This window comes from Bradyrhizobium sp. B025, assembly GCF_042257955.1.
In the GTDB taxonomy this organism is placed as follows: Bacteria; Pseudomonadota; Alphaproteobacteria; order Rhizobiales; family Xanthobacteraceae; genus Bradyrhizobium; species Bradyrhizobium diazoefficiens.
The window spans coordinates 1,969,932-1,988,908 of record NZ_CP170150.1 but is presented as its reverse complement, the minus strand read 5'-3'; the positions used below and the strand labels follow the sequence as shown (position 1 = coordinate 1,988,908).

General features: G+C 65.9%; 17 protein-coding genes. 10 read left to right on the top strand and 7 right to left on the bottom strand.

Annotation, left to right across the window (positions count from 1 at the left end):
• Nucleotides 1-331: 331 nt before the first annotated feature.
• From ACE10W_RS09195 to ACE10W_RS09185, 3 genes are all read right to left on the bottom strand, one after another.
• Complete coding sequence (locus ACE10W_RS09195; RefSeq protein WP_063921416.1) at nucleotides 332-2,341, bottom strand: methyl-accepting chemotaxis protein; 2,010 nt, start codon at nucleotides 2,339-2,341, stop codon at nucleotides 332-334.
• 349 nt (nucleotides 2,342-2,690) lie between these two features.
• Nucleotides 2,691-2,822 carry a DUF1127 domain-containing protein gene (locus tag ACE10W_RS09190; protein WP_249163245.1) on the bottom strand — a complete coding sequence of 44 codons (132 nt, stop codon included), beginning with the start codon at nucleotides 2,820-2,822 and terminating at the stop codon, nucleotides 2,691-2,693.
• 89 nt (nucleotides 2,823-2,911) lie between these two features.
• Nucleotides 2,912-3,355, bottom strand: coding sequence for a nuclear transport factor 2 family protein (locus ACE10W_RS09185; RefSeq protein ID WP_304551167.1), 444 nt, complete (start codon nucleotides 3,353-3,355; stop codon nucleotides 2,912-2,914).
• 91 nt (nucleotides 3,356-3,446) lie between these two features.
• On the opposite strand from ACE10W_RS09185, the gene ACE10W_RS09180 reads away from it, so the two are divergent.
• Nucleotides 3,447-4,367: a LysR family transcriptional regulator gene (locus ACE10W_RS09180; RefSeq protein ID WP_304551166.1), complete on the top strand. Its 921-nt coding sequence runs from the start codon at nucleotides 3,447-3,449 to the stop codon at nucleotides 4,365-4,367.
• 93 nt (nucleotides 4,368-4,460) lie between these two features.
• Here the strand turns inward: ACE10W_RS09180 and ACE10W_RS09175 are convergent, their stop codons facing one another.
• Entirely contained in the window at nucleotides 4,461-5,081 is a 621-nt protein-coding gene (locus ACE10W_RS09175) for a glutathione S-transferase family protein (RefSeq protein WP_011085290.1), read from the bottom strand.
• A gap of 128 nt (nucleotides 5,082-5,209) precedes the next feature.
• On the opposite strand from ACE10W_RS09175, the gene ACE10W_RS09170 reads away from it, so the two are divergent.
• A complete protein-coding gene (locus tag ACE10W_RS09170) occupies nucleotides 5,210-6,496 on the top strand; it encodes a flavin-dependent oxidoreductase (protein WP_161536088.1) in 1,287 nt (428 codons plus the stop codon).
• A gap of 41 nt (nucleotides 6,497-6,537) precedes the next feature.
• Here the strand turns inward: ACE10W_RS09170 and ACE10W_RS09165 are convergent, their stop codons facing one another.
• From ACE10W_RS09165 to mutY, 3 genes are all read right to left on the bottom strand, one after another.
• A complete protein-coding gene (locus tag ACE10W_RS09165; protein ID WP_011085288.1) occupies nucleotides 6,538-6,975 on the bottom strand; it encodes a cupin domain-containing protein in 438 nt (145 codons plus the stop codon).
• Between the two features lie 384 nt (nucleotides 6,976-7,359).
• Nucleotides 7,360-7,779 (bottom strand): PaaI family thioesterase, encoded by a 420-nt coding sequence (locus tag ACE10W_RS09160; protein ID WP_011085287.1) that lies wholly within the window; start codon nucleotides 7,777-7,779, stop codon nucleotides 7,360-7,362.
• Nucleotides 7,780-7,831: 52 nt separating this feature from the next.
• The gene (gene mutY, locus ACE10W_RS09155; protein ID WP_063921414.1) at nucleotides 7,832-8,950 is read right to left on the bottom strand and encodes an A/G-specific adenine glycosylase; all 1,119 of its coding nucleotides are present in this window, start codon (nucleotides 8,948-8,950) and stop codon (nucleotides 7,832-7,834) included.
• A gap of 159 nt (nucleotides 8,951-9,109) precedes the next feature.
• Here mutY and ACE10W_RS09150 point away from each other — a divergent pair, with 159 nt between their 5' ends.
• From ACE10W_RS09150 to ACE10W_RS09115, 8 genes are all read left to right on the top strand, one after another.
• On the top strand, nucleotides 9,110-9,601 hold the full coding sequence (locus tag ACE10W_RS09150) for a DUF721 domain-containing protein (protein ID WP_011085285.1): 492 nt from the start codon (nucleotides 9,110-9,112) through the stop codon (nucleotides 9,599-9,601).
• A gap of 127 nt (nucleotides 9,602-9,728) precedes the next feature.
• On the top strand, nucleotides 9,729-10,400 hold the full coding sequence (locus tag ACE10W_RS09145) for a DsbA family protein (RefSeq protein WP_161536091.1): 672 nt from the start codon (nucleotides 9,729-9,731) through the stop codon (nucleotides 10,398-10,400).
• Between the two features lie 218 nt (nucleotides 10,401-10,618).
• Nucleotides 10,619-14,083, top strand: coding sequence for a chromosome segregation protein SMC (gene smc / locus ACE10W_RS09140; protein ID WP_304551164.1), 3,465 nt, complete (start codon nucleotides 10,619-10,621; stop codon nucleotides 14,081-14,083).
• Nucleotides 14,084-14,196: 113 nt separating this feature from the next.
• Complete coding sequence (locus ACE10W_RS09135) at nucleotides 14,197-15,174, top strand: small ribosomal subunit Rsm22 family protein (RefSeq protein WP_028175023.1); 978 nt, start codon at nucleotides 14,197-14,199, stop codon at nucleotides 15,172-15,174.
• A gap of 138 nt (nucleotides 15,175-15,312) precedes the next feature.
• The gene (locus ACE10W_RS09130) at nucleotides 15,313-15,873 is read left to right on the top strand and encodes a LemA family protein (protein WP_304551162.1); all 561 of its coding nucleotides are present in this window, start codon (nucleotides 15,313-15,315) and stop codon (nucleotides 15,871-15,873) included.
• A 144-nt stretch (nucleotides 15,874-16,017) separates the two neighbouring features.
• Nucleotides 16,018-17,229, top strand: coding sequence for a M48 family metallopeptidase (locus ACE10W_RS09125; RefSeq protein WP_304551160.1), 1,212 nt, complete (start codon nucleotides 16,018-16,020; stop codon nucleotides 17,227-17,229).
• Between the two features lie 185 nt (nucleotides 17,230-17,414).
• Nucleotides 17,415-18,167, top strand: coding sequence for a hypothetical protein (locus ACE10W_RS09120; protein ID WP_011085279.1), 753 nt, complete (start codon nucleotides 17,415-17,417; stop codon nucleotides 18,165-18,167).
• Between the two features lie 62 nt (nucleotides 18,168-18,229).
• Entirely contained in the window at nucleotides 18,230-18,898 is a 669-nt protein-coding gene (locus tag ACE10W_RS09115) for a hypothetical protein (RefSeq protein ID WP_161536094.1), read from the top strand.
• Nucleotides 18,899-18,977 lie beyond the last annotated feature (79 nt).

Here is an 18,977-nt window from a genome sequence, read left to right as displayed (position 1 = left end):
TTCGCGCTGCACCGCGACACCATGAAGAATACTTCTTAATTCAATGCTGCATTTGCCACGCGTCGACTACGGAGGATCGCACGAAAGAATGCCCGCGGAGATGGCGGGCACCGCCAGGTCTGCAATCATCTGAACAGGAATGTGGCAATCGAAACTGTCCGACGCGGTTTGCGCCAGGGCGCAGTGCGAGTCGCACGCCCAGCAAAATTGTATCGACGAATTTATCCGGGCATCGAGCAGCTGCCCGCGCGATCGAGCTGAAGGATCCACCCGCGCCGCGCAGGTCCACGCGCATGCGCGTGGACCTTTGCTCTTGAGACGCCCGCGCCGATCAGGCGGCGTGGACCGAGTTCAGGAACCTCGCGACTTCCTGCTTCAGCCGGTTGCTGTCGGCCGACAGCGAGCGCGCCGCCGAGAGCACCTGCGAGGAGGCCGAACCGGTCTCGGAGGCGCCGCGCTGCACGTCGCCGATATTGGTCGAGACGCGCTGGGTGCCGTGAGCCGCCTGCTGGACGTTGCGGGAGATTTCCTGCGTCGCCGCGCCCTGCTGTTCGACGGCCGCGGCAACCGTCGAGGAGATTTCCGACAGCCGCTCGATGGTGCCGCTGATCTCCCTGATGGCGCCGACGGATTGCTCGGTAGCGGCCTGGATGTTGGAAATCTGCTGGCCGATCTCACCGGTGGCCTTCGCGGTCTGCTCGGCCAGCGCCTTGACCTCGGAGGCAACCACGGCAAAGCCGCGGCCGGCCTCGCCCGCGCGCGCCGCCTCGATGGTGGCGTTCAGCGCCAGCAGATTGGTCTGGCCGGCGATGGTGCTGATCAGCTCGACCACGTCGCCGATGCGGGCGGCGGCCTTGGAGAGCTCGCCGACCCGGTCGTTGGTCCTGCTCGCCTGCCCGACCGCCTCGCTGGCGATGCGGGCGGATTCCTGCACCTGGCGGGCGATCTCCGAAACCGAGGAGGACAGCTCCTCGGTCGCGGAGGCAACCGCCTGTACGTTGGCCGATGCCTCTTGTGAGGCGCTGGCCACCTCCGTGGACAGGTCCTGGGCCCGCGAGGCGGTCGTGGTCAACGTGCCGGCCGAGGCCTCCAATTCGTTCGACGCCGATGATACGGTGTCGACGATCTCGCCGACCGCCTGCTCGAACTGGTCGGCGAGCCGGACCATGTCTTTCTTGCGGCCCTCGGCCTGCCGCGCCTCGACCTCCACCTGCTCCGCGCGCATGCGCTCGGTGTCGACCATGTTGTTCTTGAACACCTCGATCGCCTTGGCCATGTCGCCGATCTCGTCGGCCTTGCCGCGGCCGGGAATCTCGACCTCGAGATTGCCACCGGCGAGCAGCCCCATCGCGCGCGTCATCGAGGTCAGGGGACCGACGATGCTGCGGGCGATCAGGAAGGCGACGATCAACCCGAACAGAACGGCGAGGCCGCCCGCGATCGCCTGCACGGACGTCGTGCCCTCGATCACGGCTTCGGCGGTGGTACGCGAATCCTTGTAGTCCTTCTTCAGGGTGGTTTCGGCGACCTTGAGCTTGCCGATGCTCTCGACGATGAGCGGGGCGAGGTTCTTGTGATAGATCTCGTCGGCCTGGAGCATCGCGGCCGACGTCGTCTCGAACGCGGATTTGTAGATTCCGAGCGAGGTCTTCACCGGCGCGAGCGTGGCGCGCAATTCCGTCGCCTGCGGGCTCTTTTCGAGCGCCGTGAGCCGCTGCATGGCCCTGTCGACATTCGTCCTGAAGTTGGCCGGCCCCTTGGTGTCGCGCAAGGCCAAGAAACGCCAGTTCGCGATCTGGACGAGAAGGAGCCTGGATTCGAGGTCCGCAACGAGGGCCGCGGTGTCTTCGTCAACGGCTGCGCGCGCCGTATCGACCAGCTTGCCCATCTTGACGGTCAGTTCGTCGCCGCTCGGCAACAGCGTCGCCTTGCCGGTTCGCGCCTCGTTGACGGCGTCGCCGAGATTGTCACGCAGGCTCCGCATCCTGGCGATGTCGGTGATGAGATCTTCGTAGAGCTTACGCCGCTCCTCGGAGGCCGTCCCCTGCGCTCCGACCTTCAACAGCTCGGTCGCCGCGGCTTCCCGTTCAGAAGCTTCCTTCATCGCAGGTTCGCTGGCGTCGTAGATGTAGCGCAGATTGGCCCGCTGGATCGCCTGGAGATGGGTCGAGATCTCCAGAACCCGCGCCGTGCTGTCCGAGAAAGCCGAGAGTTTTGCGACCTGATCCTGCACGGCCCGCAAGTTCCAGATGGCGACCACCGCCATCACGAGACCGACCGCCACCAAGGCCATGAAGCCTGCGTACAGGCGTCCCCTGATCCGCAAACGAAATTTCGGCATTCCCACTGTCCACCCAGATGCATGTGAATTCGAGCGGCCGAACGTCCGGCGATCGTCACCGGCCACCCTGGCAGCCGCGAGTCGTTGCTCGGCGACCCACGCTGCACCGCGACACAATGGGGGACACTCGTTAATTGAACCTTCTAATCCTTCGCGCGTGCGCGCGAAGGATCGCAGCAGAACTGCTGATTTTATCGGCAGTTGCGCAAGGTTTTGGCGCAAGGCCCGCAGGCGCATGCAGATCGCTGCATGGAGCGTCCCGACGGACGTTCGTCAGGCCGCCCCTGCGTCATTTTGCCAAGCGCGTTCTCGACCGCTTCCAGCGGGGGCGAGGCAACGCCTTCCGATCTTAACTTCGCCGGCGGGGCTTATGCAGCTCGTACGCAATCTCCGACCGGGTCATCCCGCAGTCCTGCAGCTCCCGCTCGGTCATGGCAGCGAGCTGGCACCGGGCCCGGGACCGCTCCCGCCGGATCCGCATGATCTCCACCAGCGTCCGCCAGGCCCGCACGACCATTGACGGCCGTAACGGACCGGGTCGGTCGGTCGGCGCGACGTCGATCAATCCGGTCAGCTCGCGGCCCTCGCGGGTGTTTGCGGAAACGGGCCGAGCGCCTTCTCGGTCAGGACCGAGTCGCAATATTCCCGGATCTCCTTGATCCTGCCGCCCTCCAGGCGAAACACCAGGCAGTAATCGTTGTCGTAGCGCACGCCTTCCGGCGTGACGTTGTCGCCCTTGGCTTCGACCACGACGATGTCGCCATCGGCGATAAAGCGGTGGGCAACGGTGCGCGTCCGGTCGCGCAGGCGGGTGCGCACATAGCCGTGCAGATCGCCAAGGATCGCTTCCTTGCCGGTGAAGGTGCGCGACCAGGAATACTGGCCGGTCACGACCCATCTGGCATCGTCGGCGAGGCTTGCGGTGAACAGGGCGCGGTCGCGCGCGCCCGGATCGGGGTTGGCGGCGGCGGCGAAAATATCCTGCATCAGTTTCTTGTTGGCGGCAGCGCTCATGGCGGCATCTCCGTGTGGTGGCGTCGGGGAGATCATCGTCCGCCGATCAGCATTCTTCAAATCGATAGCCAATATGATATCTATTCGCCTCATGAATTTGAATTCGCTTGACCTGAACCTCTTGACCGCACTCGACGCGCTGCTGCGCGAAGCCAATGTCAGCCGCGCGGCCATGAGGATCGGCCTGTCACAGCCGGCGACGAGCCACGCGTTGCAACGCCTGCGCGACATCTTCGGCGACCCGCTGCTGGTGCGCACCGGCGCGCGCATGGAGCTGACGCCGCGGGCACAGGCCCTGCGCGCGCCGCTGGCACAGGCGCTCGATCAGGTGCGCGGGCTGTTCGTGCCGGATGAATTCGACGCCGCGCGCAGCGAACGGCAATTCCGCCTGATGATGCCGGACCTCGCGGTCGAGCTGTTGATGCCGCCCTTGATGGAGAAAGTGACGCGGGCCGCGCCCAACGTTCGCGTCGATGTCGTGCCGTGGCGGGGGCCTGCGATCTTCCACGCCGAGTTCGCCCGCACCATCGACCTCGTGATCTCGATCGGCAACGCCTTCAAGGGCTTTCACCGCCAGCTGCTCTACACCGACAGCGACGCGCTGGCGGTGCGGCGCGGCCATCCCATGGGAGCCAAGCTGAAGCGGCGCGAGACGTTCCTCGCCGCGCGCCATGTCGGCGTGATCATCCGGGGCAATAGTGAGGATCTGATCGACACCTGGCTGCGAGCCAAGGGCATCGAGCGGCACATTGCACTCGTCGTGTCAGGCTATCTCGAAGCGCTGCACGTCGCCGCCCGCACCGACCTTGTCGCCTTCGTGCCGCGCCGGCTGATCGCGGCGCTGTCGAGGCAGCTCGGCCTCGACACCGTGACCCCACCGCTCGACCCCGGCATCGACGAGCAGTTCATGTTCTATCCGACCCGCGCGCAGATGGATTCCGGCTCGATCTGGCTGCGGCGGCTGATGCTGGAGACGGGACGGGAGTTGGAGAAGCGGAGGGCTTCGTCGTAGGGTGGGCAAAGCGAAGCGTGCCCACCAATTCTTTCATGACGTGGAAAGATGGCGGGCACGGCGCTTCGCGCCGTTGCCCACCCCACAAGAACCTTACGCCTTCTGCGCGTCCATCACCTTGCGCACGGCAGGCCGTTCCGACATCCGCTTGAAATGATCGGCGATCTTCGGCGTGGCGTTGATGTCGACGCTGTCGCCTTCGAGCCAGGTCGACAGGGTGTAAAGATAGGGATCGCAGATCGTGAACTGATCGCCCATCACCCACGGCCCCCTAAACATCTTCTGCTCGATCAGGGCGAAGCAGGCGCCCATGGTCTTCGGCACCATCGCCTTCATGTCGGCGAACGAGCTCTCCTGTGTCGCCCAGCGCGCGCCGCGCATCTTGTGCGCATGGTTGATGTGCACGGTCGAGCAGAGATAGGAATTGAACGACTGCACCTGGGCGAAGTCGAAGGGATCGTCGAGCGGCGCGAGCTTCGCCTTGGGAAAGGTCTGCGCGATATAGGCCAGCATCGCCGGCGTCTCGGTCAGGACGCCGCGGTCGGTCACCAGCGCGGGCACGCGGCCCTTCGGGTTGATGGCGAGATAGTCCGGGCTGTTCTGCTGATTGTCCTTGAAGCTCAGCCGTTCAGCCGTGTAGTCGGCGCCGGCCTCCTCCAGGGTGATGTAGGTAGCGAGCGCGCAGGTGCCGGTGGCGTAGTAGAGCTTGAGCATGTCGGACCTCATGGGAAAATTGGAAATTAACGACTGTCGGCCCCGAGGTCCATAGCACGACATCCTCTTCGCAGTTGCCCACATCCGCCCGCCTGTGCCAAGACGCCCGCAATCGGAGGGGCTTTGTCATGACGGTACTCATCGCCGGCGGCGGCATCGGCGGGCTAACGCTTGCGCTCAGCCTGCACGGAATCGGCGTTCCCGTAAAAGTGTTCGAGAGCGTCGCGGAGCTGAAACCACTCGGCGTCGGCATCAACGTGCTGCCGCATGCCGTGCGCGAGCTGATCGAGCTCGGGCTGATCGACAAGCTCGATGCCAGCGGCGTGCGCACAAGCGAGCTCGCCTACTTCTCGAAGCACGGCAAGCCGATCTGGAGTGAGCCGCGCGGGCTGGAGGCCGGCTACAAATGGCCGCAATTCTCGATCCATCGCGGCACGCTGCAGCAGCTCCTGCTCGACACCGCAATCGAGCGGCTCGGCCGCGACAGCATCCTCACCAGCCATCATCTGACCGGCTGGACCGAGACAGCGGACGGCGTCCGCGCCGATTTCATCGACAAGGCGACCGGCAAGGCCGCAGGCACCTACGAAGGCGCGATCATGATCGCCGCCGACGGCATCCATTCCGCCGCACGAGAAAAGCTCTATCCCGATGAAGGCCCGCCGATCTGGAACGGCCGCATCCTCTGGCGCGGCGTGACGCCGGCAAAGGCATTCCTCACCGGCCGCACCATGATCATGGCCGGGCACGAGATCCTGAAATTCGTCTGCTATCCGATCAGCAAGGTGCCGGATGCGGCGGGCAACCATCTGATCAACTGGGTCGCCGAGCGCCACATGCCGCCGACCTACCAGTGGCGACGCGAGGACTATAACCGCACCGCGCGGCTGGAGGAGTTCTTGCCGTGGTTCGAGAGCTGGCAGTTCGACTGGCTCGACGTGCCCGGCCTGATCCGGAACTGCCCGCACGCCTACGAATATCCGCTGGTCGACCGCGATCCGGTGTCACAGTGGACGTTCGGCCGCGTCACGCTGATGGGGGATGCCGCGCATCCGATGTACCCGATCGGATCGAACGGCGCCTCGCAGGCGATCCTCGATGCCCGCGTCATCACCCGCGAGATCCTGGCGCATGGCCCGACGCAGGCAGCGCTGCTCGCCTACGAGGCCGAGCGGAGGCCGGCGACCACCGACCTCGTCCTGCTCAACCGCAAGAACGGACCCGAGCAGGTGATGCAACTGGTCGAAGAGCGCGCGCCCGACGGCTTTGAGGTCGTCACCGACGTGCTGTCGCAGCACGAGCTGGAAGACATCGCCGCGAACTACAAGCGCGTCGCGGGGTTCCAGGTCGAGGCGCTGAATGCCAAGCCGCCGATCGTGCCGCGGCGCGCCGATGCGAGAGGCGCGAGCACCTAGGTCGTTGCTTCACACTCCGCAATGCCGTTGACGGGTGCGAGTTAGGTGGAGCGACGACCGCCCAAGGTTGACGACATGCGCTTAAGCTTGTTGATGGCACGGATAGCGTAACCGAGCCCGACGGGATTGGTCTGGCGCAGGAAGGCGACCTTTTTCACATAGTCTTCGATGTGCCATTTGGCGTGCGCGCCCTCGCGGAAAAAGACAACGTCGCCGACACCGTAGCGCTTCGGTGGCATGCCATCGCTCTCGATCACCGTTGATCCTTCAAGGATCATGATCGTCTCGTCGAGATCGTAGTACCAGTTGAACTTGCCCATGGTGCAGGACCAGATCAGGGTCGTGGCGGTGCCGCACGCGCTGGTTGACAGCAGGTGCGAGCGCGCTTCCGGATTTCCTTCAATGATCCAGGATGGCTCAATCGGGGACGGTTTAAGATCGACGTTGGTGTGGCCGGTCTCAATAAGCGCAAGCGCCATGACTCACCTCAAGGCCTCAAATAACGCGCAGCTTGACAATCATCCCGTTCAGGTTTGTGAAATTTTTATCGGGGCAGCAACATTCAAAGTTTCCGCCAAAAATATGAATTGGTCAATTTGCCGCAAGTCACGTCGATGGCGCCTCGACCGTCGCGATTCGCCTGCGGATTGCGCGGATCCACCTGTTTTCTCTGCGGGCTGCGACAATATGCGCGAGTCAAATGCTCGCGTTGCTAGAGCCGACAACGAGCCGCACGCTCATTGCGTGCGCAAGGAATTCGCGAGCAAATTCTGCGATTGCACGCGCGGGTAGATCTCTGTCCGCTTCCGCGCTGCGCGAGGCATCCCCTCCTATTCGAGCAGAATGGGCCCGCCGCACCTGGATCAGCGAACCACTCTCGCCGCTTCCAGCAGCCGCTCGCTCGCGGTCGCGGTGGCAAGCACGGTGCCGTCCTCGGTCATCAGCCTGGCCTCGACGAAGGCAATGGTCTTGCCGAGTTGCGTCACCGTCGCCTCGCCGATGATCGGGCCGGGCTTTGCGGGGCTCAGGAAGTTCACGGTCATGCTGATGGTGGTGGTGTAGAGCCGGCCCTCGCTCATCACCAGCACGGCCGGGCCCATGGTGTCGTCGAGCATGGCCGAGAGCATTCCGCCCTGGATGAAGCCGGCCGGATTGCAGAATTCGGGCTTGCCCTCGAAGCCGAGCTTGATCCAGCCGTCCTCCGGACGGGCATCGAGCAGGCGCCATCCCAGCAGCTCGGCACAGGGCGGCCTGGGAAAGTTGTCGAGCGCGGTCTTGACCATTGGGGAGCCTCCGTGTCGCCCCTGTTAACGCGGCCCTGCTGCCAGCGTGGTGTCAGGAGGATGGGGCCGGCGGGAGGCGCAATCCGTGCGCGATCACCTTGCGCATGACGTTGGGCAGCGCTTCGCCGGCCAGCGTCGCGATCGGCACCCAGCGCATGCCCGCGGGTGCCCGCGTGCGAGCTTCTGCCTTGGCGGTATAGACCACCAGTTCCAGCGGAAAATGCGTGAAGACGTGGGTGACGACGCCCACCCTGCGTTGCCAGCGCGACAGGCCCTTCAGCGCAGGCGCCTGCTGCTTCGCCGTCGCGTCCTCCTGACCGGCGAGCCAGTCCGAGCCCGGCACCTCCGTCATGCCCCCGAGCAGGCCCTTTTCGGGCCGGCTGCGGACCAGCAGTTCGTCGCCGCGCGTCACGACGAAGGCAGCGCCGCGCCGCAGCGTCCCGCTCTTCTTCGGCGTCTTGCGCGGAAAACTCTCCTGCGTGCCTTGCGCGCGTGCGATGCAATCATCGTTCAGCGGACACAGCGAGCAGGCCGGCTTCTTCGGCGTGCAAATCGAAGAGCCGAGATCCATCAATGCCTGTGCGCTATCACCGGCGCGGGCGTCGGCAAGGAGCGTCGCCGCCAGTTGCTGGATCAGCGGTTTTGATTGCGGCAGTTCCTCCTCGACCGCGAACAAGCGCGACACCACCCGCTCGATATTGCCGTCGACCGGCATGGTGCGGCGATCGAAGGCGATCGCGGCGATCGCGGCCGCAGTGTAAGGCCCGATGCCCGGCAGCGCGCGCAGCCTCTCCTCCGTGTCGGGAAAGACGCCGCCATGCTCGCGCGTCACCGCGACCGCGCAGGCATGGAGATTGCGCGCACGGGAATAATAGCCGAGCCCCGCCCACATCCGCAGCACGTCGTCCTGCGAAGCCTGTCCCAACGCGGTGACATCCGGCCAGCGCGCGACGAATTTTTCGAAGTAAGGGCCGACCGCCTTTACCGTGGTCTGCTGGAGCATGATCTCGGACAACCACACGCGGTAAGGGTCCGATGCCTCACCAGACGCCGCCCGCCACGGCAGGTGGCGGCGGTGGCGGTCATACCAGGCGAGCAGCGCCAAGGGGCGCGATGCGGTCTCCGGCTGACTGGGTTCCGATTTCGCCTTCAGGGCGGATTTGGGGCTCATGCTCCCACTGTAACGACAACGCACCGACCTCTCCACGCCATGCCCGCGCTTGTCGCGGGCATCCACGTCTTTCTTCGCAAGAGAACGTGGATGGCCGGGACGAACCCGCCATGACGGCGAAGAGCCTGTGGCTCTCACGCCGCAGTGCTATAAGGGTCCATGTCCAAATTCCCACCCAAGCCGGGCCCCATCAGCGCCAAGCCGCTCTCGCTGCTGCTCAACGACGTCTTTGCCGAGGCGTACGCCAAACAGGGCTTTGCCGCGCGCGAGTTGGTGACGCGCTGGGCGCAGATTGCCGGAGCAGAGATCGCGGCCCATGCCGAGCCCCTCAAGATGCAATGGCCGCGACCGGTCGAGGGCCAGCCGCAGGAGCCGGCCACGCTGGTGCTGCGGGTCGAGGGGCCGATGGCGCTGGAGATCCAGCATTCCGCGGATGTGATCCTGGAACGGGTCAACCGCTTCTTCGGCTGGAGCGCGGTCGGCAAGCTCGCCTTCCGCCAGGCCCCCCTGTCGCGCGCCAAGCGGCCGGTCCGGCCGGGCCCGCCGGACCCCAAGAGTGTCGCCAAGGTGGAGGAGACCCTCGGGGACATCGAAGATGAACAGCTCAAGTCGGCGCTGGCGCGGCTCGGGGCGGCCATCAAGCGAAATTGAGCCTCATTTCGCGGTCAATCTGGACCCGTTCCCGCGGCCCGCCATTGCCTCAAACGACGTTTCAAGCTAGCGACAGGCCGCCCAAATGGGAACTTCGGGCAAGACCACGCCAATCCGGGAGCCGACCTTGATCATCACCCGCCGCGCCTTCACCACGATGCTGTCGCTGACCGGGCTTGCCGCGGTCGCCGGGTTCTCCCCATTGCGGTTCATCTCCGAGGCCATGATCCCTGAAGCAATGGCGCAGGCCGCCGGTGACGTGGCCAAGCCCGTGTCGCTGCCCGACATGGCGCTCGGCCCGAAGGACGCCGCCGTCACCATCACCGAATTCGCCTCGATGACCTGCCCGCATTGCGCGGCCTTCAACGAGCAGGTGTTCCCCAAGATCAAGGCGGAATACATCGACACCGGCAAGATCCGTTACGTCTTCCGCGAGTTCCCGCTCGACATCAAAGCCGCCGCCGGCTCGATGCTGTCGCGCTGCATCGCCAATGGCGATGCGCCGAAATACTTCGCGGTCACCGACATGCTGTTCCGGCAGCAGAACGACTGGGTGATGAAGAACACCACCGAGACCCTGACGCGGATCGGCAAGCAGGCCGGCCTCACCCAGCAGCAGGTCGAAGCCTGCCTGAAGGACCAGGCGCTGCTCGACAAGATCGCCGCCGACCAGAAATACGCCAGCGACGTTTTGAAGGTGGATTCGACGCCGACCTTCTTTATCAACGGCGAGAAGATCAAGGGCGAGGCCTCGTTCGAGGAATTCGCCAAGAAGATCAATCCGCTGCTGAAGAGCTGATTCTTCGCCCTCAACGCCTGATTCGCATCTCGAAAGCCGTATCATTCCCGGGATAAATCCCTTGGGAAAAGCGGCTTTCGCCGGTTGCCCTCGCGGCGCACCGCGGCCATTGTCCAGCCGCATGAGGCGCCTCGCGCGACTCGCCCGGATAGCGACATTGCCTTCCATGGTATTGTCCCGGCAGGGGGATTCGCGCCTGCCAACAGAGATGCGTGCTTATGAAAATCACCCGCCTGCGCCTTCACGGCTTCAAGTCCTTCGTTGAGCCCACGGACTTCGTCATCGAGCCCGGCCTGACCGGCGTGGTCGGACCCAACGGTTGCGGCAAGTCGAATCTCGTCGAAGCGCTGCGCTGGGCGATGGGTGAGACCTCGTACAAATCGCTGCGCGCCGCCGACATGGACGCGGTGATCTTCGCCGGATCCGGCAACCGTCCGGCGCGCAACCACGCCGAAGTGACGATGACGATCGACAACGCCGATCGCACCGCGCCGGCGGCGATGAACGACAGCCAGCTTCTGGAGATCTCCCGCCGCATCGAGCGCGAGGCCGGCTCGGTCTATCGCATCAACGGCCGCGACGTGCGCGCCCGCGACGTGCAGATCCTGTTCGCCGACGCCGCCACCGGCGCGCGCTCGCCCGCCCTCGTCCACCAGGGCAAGATCGGCGAGATCATCCAGGCCAAGCCGGAGCAGCGCCGCCGCGTGCTGGAAGACGCCGCCGGTGTCGCAGGTCTCCATGCCCGCCGCCACGAAGCCGAGCTGCGGCTGAAGGCCGCCGAAACCAACCTCACCCGCGTCGAGGACGTGATCGGCCAGCTCTCCGGCCAGATGGAAGGCCTGAAGAAGCAGGCCCGCCAGGCCGTGCGCTATCGCGAGGTCGCCGCCAAGGTCCGCAAGGCCGAAGCCACCCTGTTCCATCTGCGCTGGATCGGCGCCCATGCCGACGTCAACGAATCCGGCCAGACCCACGATCTCGCCGTGCGCGAGATGGCCGAGCGCACCCAGCACCAGGCCGAGGCCGCCCGCATCCAGGCGATCCGCGCCGCCGAAATGCCGGCGCTGCGCGATGCCGAGGCGCGCGCCGCGGCCGGGCTCCAGCGCCTGACCAATGCCCGCGAACTGCTCGACCGCGAGGAAGAGCGCGCCAAGGAGCGCGTCGCCGAGCTCGAACGCCGCCTCGCCCAGTTCGAAGGCGACATCTCCCGTGCTCAGCAACAAACCATGGACGCCGACGTCGCGCTCCAGCGCCTCGACAGTGAAGACGCCGAGCTGAAGGAAGAGATCAAGTCGCGCGTCGAGAAGCGCTCCGGCGTCGACGAGCGCGTCGGCGAAGCCGAGGCGGTGCTGACCGAAACCGAGCAGCAGTTCGCCGAGCTCACCACGGCGCTCGCCGACCTCACCGCCAAGCGCAACCAGCTCGAAGCCAATGTCCGCACCCACCGCGACAAGCTCGCCCGGCTCGACCAGGAAATCGCGAACGTCACCGCCGAGGAGCAGAAGCTTGCCGATGAAACGGGCGGCTTCGGCGACCTCGACGAGCTGACCGCGACGGTCGAGACCGCCGAGCAGACGCTGGCTGCCTCGGAGGCCGCGGCGCAGGCGAGCGAAGCCGCGCACGTCGCCGCGCGGCACACGCTGGAATCCTCGCGCTCGCCGCTGAACGAAGCCGACAAGCGCGTGCAGCGGCTCGAGACCGAGGCGCGCACGATCTCCAAGATCGTCAATGGCGAAACCAAGAACCTGTGGCCGCCGATCATCGACGGCATCACCGTCGACAAGGGGTTTGAAAAGGCCATCGGCGCCGCGCTCGGCGACGATCTCGATGCGCCGATCGACCCGTCGGCGCCGATGCGCTGGACCAATGTCGGCGAGACCGACGGCGATCCGGAGCTGCCCGAAGGCGTCGTGCCGCTCGCGAACCATGTGCAGGCCCCGGCCGAGCTGGCCCGCCGCCTGGCGCAGATCGGCGTGGTGCCGCGCGAGCGCGGCGCCGAGCTGGTCTCGCAGCTCAAGACCGGCCAGCGGCTGGTCTCGCCCGAGGGCGACGTCTGGCGCTGGGACGGCTTCGTCGCGGCGGCCCATGCCCCGACCGGCGCCGCACGCCGCCTTGCCGAGCGCGCCCGCCTCGTCGACATCGAGAACGAGCTGGAGCAGGCCCGCATCGACGCGCAGATCAAGCGCCAGGCGCTGGAGAATGCCGAGTCCGAACTGCAGATGGCGGCCAGCACCGAAGGCGCGAGCCGCGAAGCCTGGCGCGCCGCGCAGCGCGAGCTGAACGTCGCGCGCGAGCGCCATGCCACGGCCGAGCGCGAGATCAGCCGCCACGCCGCGCGCAAGGCGACGCTGTCGGAAGCGCACAGCCGTCTCGCCGCCGACCGCGCCGAGGCCGAAGCCGCCTACGAATACGCCGAGGCCGGCATCAGCGAGCTGCCGTCGAGCGAAGACACCGAGACCCGTCTCGCCGCCGTCCGCAGCGACATCGAGGCCCATCGCCGCATGGCCGCCCAGGTCCGCGCCGAGGCGCAGGCGCTGGCGCGCGAGGCCGAGCTGGCCGACCGCCGCGTGCAGGCAATCCTCGCCGAGCGCACCGAGTGGCAGAACCGCAAGGAGAGCGCGGCCTCCCACATCGACACCATCCAGGCCCGCATCGCCGAACTCACGATCGAGCGCAGCGAGCTCGAAAACGCCCCCGCCGTGTTCGCAGAGAAGCGCAGCGCGCTGATCACCGAGATCGAATACGCGGAAAACGACCGCCGCATGGCCGCCGACGCGCTCGCCACCGCGGAAAGCGCGATGGCGGAGACCGACCGCGTCGCGAAGCTGACGCTCGAGGCGCTCTCCAGCTCCCGCGAGGCCACCGCCCGCGCCGAGGAGCGCATGGAAGGCGCGCGGCGCCGGCTCGAGGACATCGAGCGCGAGATCCGCGACATGCTGGAGGTCGAGCCGCAGGCCGTCGCCGGCCTTGCCGAGATCGAGCCCGGCGCGGAGCTGCCGCCGCTGCACGACATCGAGGAAGACCTCGAAAAGATGCGCCGCGACCGCGAGCGCCTCGGCGCAGTCAACCTGCGCGCCGAGGAAGAGCTGCGCGAGGTCGAGACCCAGCACACCGGCCTCGTCACCGAGCGCGACGACCTCGTCGAAGCCATCAAGCGGCTGCGCCAGGGCATCCAGAGCCTCAACAAGGAAGCGCGCGAGCGCCTCCTGACCTCGTTCGAGGTCGTCAACAACCACTTCAAGCGCCTGTTCGTCGAGCTGTTCGGCGGCGGCGAGGCCGCACTGCACCTGATCGAGAGCGACGACCCGCTGGAGGCCGGCCTCGAAATCATCGCCAAGCCCCCGGGCAAGAAGCCGCAGACACTGTCGCTGCTCTCGGGCGGCGAGCAGGCACTGACAGCGATGGCGCTGATCTTCGCCGTGTTCCTCACCAATCCTTCGCCGATCTGCGTGCTGGACGAAGTCGACGCACCGCTCGACGACCACAACGTCGAACGGTACTGCAACCTGCTGCACGAGATGACCGGCTCGACCGACACGCGCTTCATCATCATCACGCACAACCCAATCACGATGGCGCGGATGAACCGCCTGTTCGGCGTCACCATGGCCGAGCGCGGCGTCTCGCAACTCGTGTCGGTGAGCCTCTCAGAGGCGGTGGACATTCTCGACCAGAACGTGGCGTGACGTTTTTGGCCGTCATTCCGGGGCGCTGCGCAGCAACGAACCCGGAATCTCGCGCCACCATCTCTAGATTCCGGGTTCGCGCTACGCGCGCCCCGGAATGACGGCGAATGAAAATGGTCTCCCCCACGCTTCCCGCTGAGCTAAAGGCCGCCCTCGACGGCAAGCTCCAGGGCTTTTCGCGCAGCGACGCCGCGCAGCGATCCCAGAAAATCTCGAACACCTATCGCGCCGGCGGCGGCTCCGGCACGATCAAGTCGGAGGCCGATGCGCTCGCCTACGCGCTCGCGCGCATGCCGGCCACCTACGCGGCGGTGGCGGCGAGCCTGAATGCGCTGACCGAGATCGCGCCGGACTTCGCCCCGGAGACGCTGCTCGACGTCGGCGCAGGTCCAGGCACCGCAAGCTGGGCCGCCGCAGAGGCGTTTCCCTCGCTGCAGGACTTCACCCTGCTCGACGCCAACGCCACCCTGAGTCGGCTTGCCCTCGAACTCGCGCATGACAGCACGCGTCTGGCGGACTGCCGCTATTTGCCCGGCGATGCCGGCGGCAACCTTGCCGAGGTCTCGCCAGCCGATCTCGTCGTCGCGAGCTACATCATCGGCGAGCTCGGTGAGGCCGATCAACGCAAACTCGCGGAAACGATGTGGGCGAAAGCGCGCCATGCGCTGGTCGTGATCGAGCCCGGCACGCCGGCCGGCTACGCGCGCATCCTCGCGCTGCGCCAGCAGGTGATCGCAGCCGGCGCTTACGTCGCCGCGCCCTGCCCGCACGAAAGGCCCTGCCCGCTGATTGCGCCCGACTGGTGCCATTTCTCCCAACGCCTGCCGCGCTCCCAGGCCCACCGCCAGATCAAGGGCGCCGACGTGCCGTTCGAGGACGAGCGCTTCATCTACGTCGCCCTGACCCGCACGCCGCCCGCGACGCGCGCCGCCCGCGTGCTGGCGCCGCCGGATGTCGGCAAGGCCGAAATCACGGCGAAGCTTTGCACCGAGCAAAGCGTTGAACTCGCCAAGATCCCCCGCCGCGACAAGGCCGCCTATGCAAGTGCCCGGCGCTGGCGCTGGGGCGACACCGTCATTGCCGAAAGTTAACCTCGATCGGCGGTTTTGCCTTGAACTCGGATGGTTCCTGATCCGACCAAGTCTTACCTCCCCTCCGCGCCGGGGCTCTCGCCCTGCGCCATTTTGGTCTAGGCTGCGCCCGCCTTAAATCCCCTTCAGGAGTTCTCCATGTCGACCGGCTGGATCGTTCTCGGCGTCATCGTCGTCCTCGTGTTCTTGGCCTTCAGCGCCTACAACCGCCTGGTGGCGCTGGGCCAGCGCGTGGGCCAGGCCTTTGCCGATATCGACGTGCAGCTCAAGCAGCGCCACGACCTGGTCCCGAACCTGGTCGAGACGGTGAAGGGCTACGCCTCGCATGAGCGCGGCACGCTCGACGACGTCATCAAGGCGCGCAATTCGGCGATGTCGGCGCAAGGCCCGGCGCAGGTGTCCGCCGCCGAGAACCAGCTCTCCGGCGCGCTCGGCCGGCTGATCGCGCTGTCGGAGGCCTATCCCGACCTCAAGGCCAACGCCAACTTCCAGCAGCTCGCCAGCGAGCTCTCCAACCTCGAGAACAAGATCGCGGCGAGCCGCCGCTTCTTCAACAGCGCGGTCCAGGAATACAACACCGGCATCCAGCAGATGCCCGCCGCGTTGTTCGCCGGCATGTTCGGCTTCACCAAGAAGGACTTCTTCGATCTCGGCGCCAGCCGCACCGAGGTCGAGGCCGCGCCTCAGGTGAAGTTCTGATTGTCGCGTGACCGGTTTCTCATCTTTGTCGTTCCGGGGCGCGTCGAAGACGCGAACCCGGAACCTCGCCTGAGACACTAAGCTCTGGATTCCGGGTTCAGGCCTGCGGCCTGCCCGGAATGACGGGAGCTAACGGAAGCAGCCATGGCCGCGTATGGTCTCTACACGCACATCGCCTCGAACAAGTTACGTTCGATGCTGCTGCTCGCCGGCCTGTTCGCGCTGGTCTATGTGCTGGTCTATGCCGGCGCGCTGGTCGCCGAAGTCGTCATCAACGGCAATGAGACCGTCGCCTTCTACCTGAGCCACGCCTTCCTAGACCTGAAAGTCGCCGCGCCGGTTGCGACGGTCGTGACGGCGGTCTGGGTCGTGATCGCCTATTTCTTCCACCAGTCGATGATCGATGCCGTGACCGGCGGACACGACGTCACCCGGAAGGAGGAGCCGCGGCTCTACAATCTGCTCGAAAACCTCTGCATCTCGCGCGGCATCACCATGCCGAAGCTGAAGATCATGGAAAGCCCGGCGCTGAACGCGTTCGCGACCGGCCTCAACCCGCGGCAATATTCAATCACCGTCACCACCGGCCTCCTCAACGCCCTGAACGACAAGGAGATCGAGGCGGTACTGGGCCACGAGCTGACCCACATCAAGAACGGCGACGTGCAGCTCATGGTGGTCGCCGTCATCATCGCCGGCGTGGTCGGCTTCTTCGGCGAGTTGTTCTTCCGCCTGTTCACGAATTTGAGCTGGAACTCCGGCGGCTCATGGTCCTCGGGTTCGTCGTCGTCGCGGTCGTCCTCGTCGTCGAGCGACAGCAAGAACTCGGGGGGCGGCGCCGTGATCGTCATCATCATCGCGGTCGTGCTGATCGTGGTGGCCTGGCTGATGTCGCAGGTGGTGAAGCTGGCGCTGTCGCGCTCGCGCGAATATCTCGCCGACGCCGGCTCCGTCGAGCTGACGAAAGACCCTGACGCCATGATCTCGGCGCTACGCAAGATCGAGAACCGCGGCGAGCTGCCGGGCGCGACCTCGGCGGTGATGGAGCTCTGCGTCGACAATCCGCGCGAGGGTTTTGCCGATCTGTTTGCGACCCACCCGTCGGTGCAGTCCCGGGTCGACGCGCTGGTCAAATTCGCCGGCGGCCATGATCCAGGTCCGCTGCCGGACCCGACCGACGAGACGGAACAGCCCGAGGCGCAGGCCGCCCCGCAGAACACCCCGCCACCGCTGTCGCAGGGGCCATGGAGCGATGCAGGCAGCCCGGCCAATCCGCCCGTGTCCGCGCCCAGCCCCTCCGGAACCGCGGCCGGCAACCCGATCGGGAATCCCATGGGGCCCTGGGGCCGCCACTAAGCGCGCGCCCATGGCCAGTTTCACGGCAATCTGGAAAAACCTCGGGAATTGCCGCAACCGGGGCCTGCGGAATTGAATTCTCCCTTGTTTCTGCCATGTTCGCGCCCAACAGCAGACTCGGGACATCGATTTGGGGCCCGGCCGATTGCGACCTCGCGATCGGGGGCGCGCGTTAGGGGACAGCAATGGCAAAGCCGGCAGTGGTTGTGGTGGGCGCGGACAAGGGCGGGGTCGGCAAGACCACGGTATCGCGCACCCTGCTCGATTATTTTTCCGCCAACAACGTGCCGACCCGCGCCTTCGACACGGAATCCCCGCGCGGAACGCTGAAGCGCTTCCATCCTGGCATCACCGAGATCGTCGACATGACGACGACGGCCGATCAGATGAAGATCTTCGATACGCTCAACGCGACCAGCCCGTCGGTCACAGTGATCGACGTCCGCGCCGGCCTGCTCTCCCCGGCGCTCGCCTCGCTGCGCGACATCGGTTTCCTCGACGCCGCCAAGGCCGGGCAGATCACCTTCGCGGTGTTCCACATCCTCGGCCCCTCGATCGCCTCGCTGGACGAAATCGCCGAGACCGCGAATTTCATGACCGGCGCAAAATATTTCCTGGTCAAGAACTTCATCAACGACACCCAGTTCTTCCAGTGGGACCAGGCGACCTATAATTCCTACTTCCACCGCATCAAGGACGCCACCGAGCTGACCATCCCCAAGCTCAACGAAATGGCCTATGAGCAGGTCGAGGTCTCCTCCGTCCCGTTCCTGAAATTCGTCGCCAACAAGGGCATCAACGACGAGGCCGCCAACTACTCCTTCGTGCTGCGCGGCTATGTCCGGCACTGGCTGGCCAATGTCTGGAGCGAGTTCGACCGCATCCGCCTGACCGACATCGTCGGTTCGAAGCCCGGCGCCCGCAGCAGCGAAAAATAGTTGCGGAGCCCGGGCTGATACGGCTGGATTGGGCGGTGAGTTCGCTCAGATAATAGTTCGTGATGCCCGCGACACCCGTCTACATCATCTGCTCGCCCCGCCCGCAGGTCGGCAAGACGCTGCTGGCGCGGCTGTTGAGCGAGTTCCTGCTGCTCAAGAACGGCAACGTCGCGGCCTTCGACGTCAACCTGAAGGAGCCGTCGCTGCTCGACTATCTGCCGAAGATCACGGAGACGGCCGACGTGATCGACACTTACGGCAAGATGCAGCTGATGGACCGCGTCATCGTCGATGACGGGGTTGCCAAGGTGATCGACCTCGGCTTCCACGCCTTCGACGAGTTCTTCAAGATGGCCGACGAGATCGGGCTCCTGAAGGAGGCGGCACGCCGCCATGTCGCGCCACAGATCCTGTTCGTGGCCGACACCGACCGCGTCTCGGCCCGCGCCCACGAGATGCTGCGCGAGCAGATCCCGCGGATGAACCTGATCACGGTGGACAATGAGCACGTCGTGCGCGGCGAGTTGCCGGCCGCAATGGCCACCGGGAGGCTGTTCCGCCTGCCCGCGCTGCCCGGCTTCCTGAAGACCTATATCGACCGGCTCAACTTCTCCTTCACCGGCTATCTGCGCCAGGAGAAGGACGCCTCCACCGAGCTGCACCAGTGGACCCGGCGCAATTACCTCGCGTTCCGGGAGCTCGAGCTCAGCCTGATCCTGCAGCGGTCGTAGAGCACTCGGCCGGCGAACTCGGTGTTCACCTCTCCCCAGCGGGGAGAGGTGAAGCCCGTCCTCGGCCTGCACCGACCAG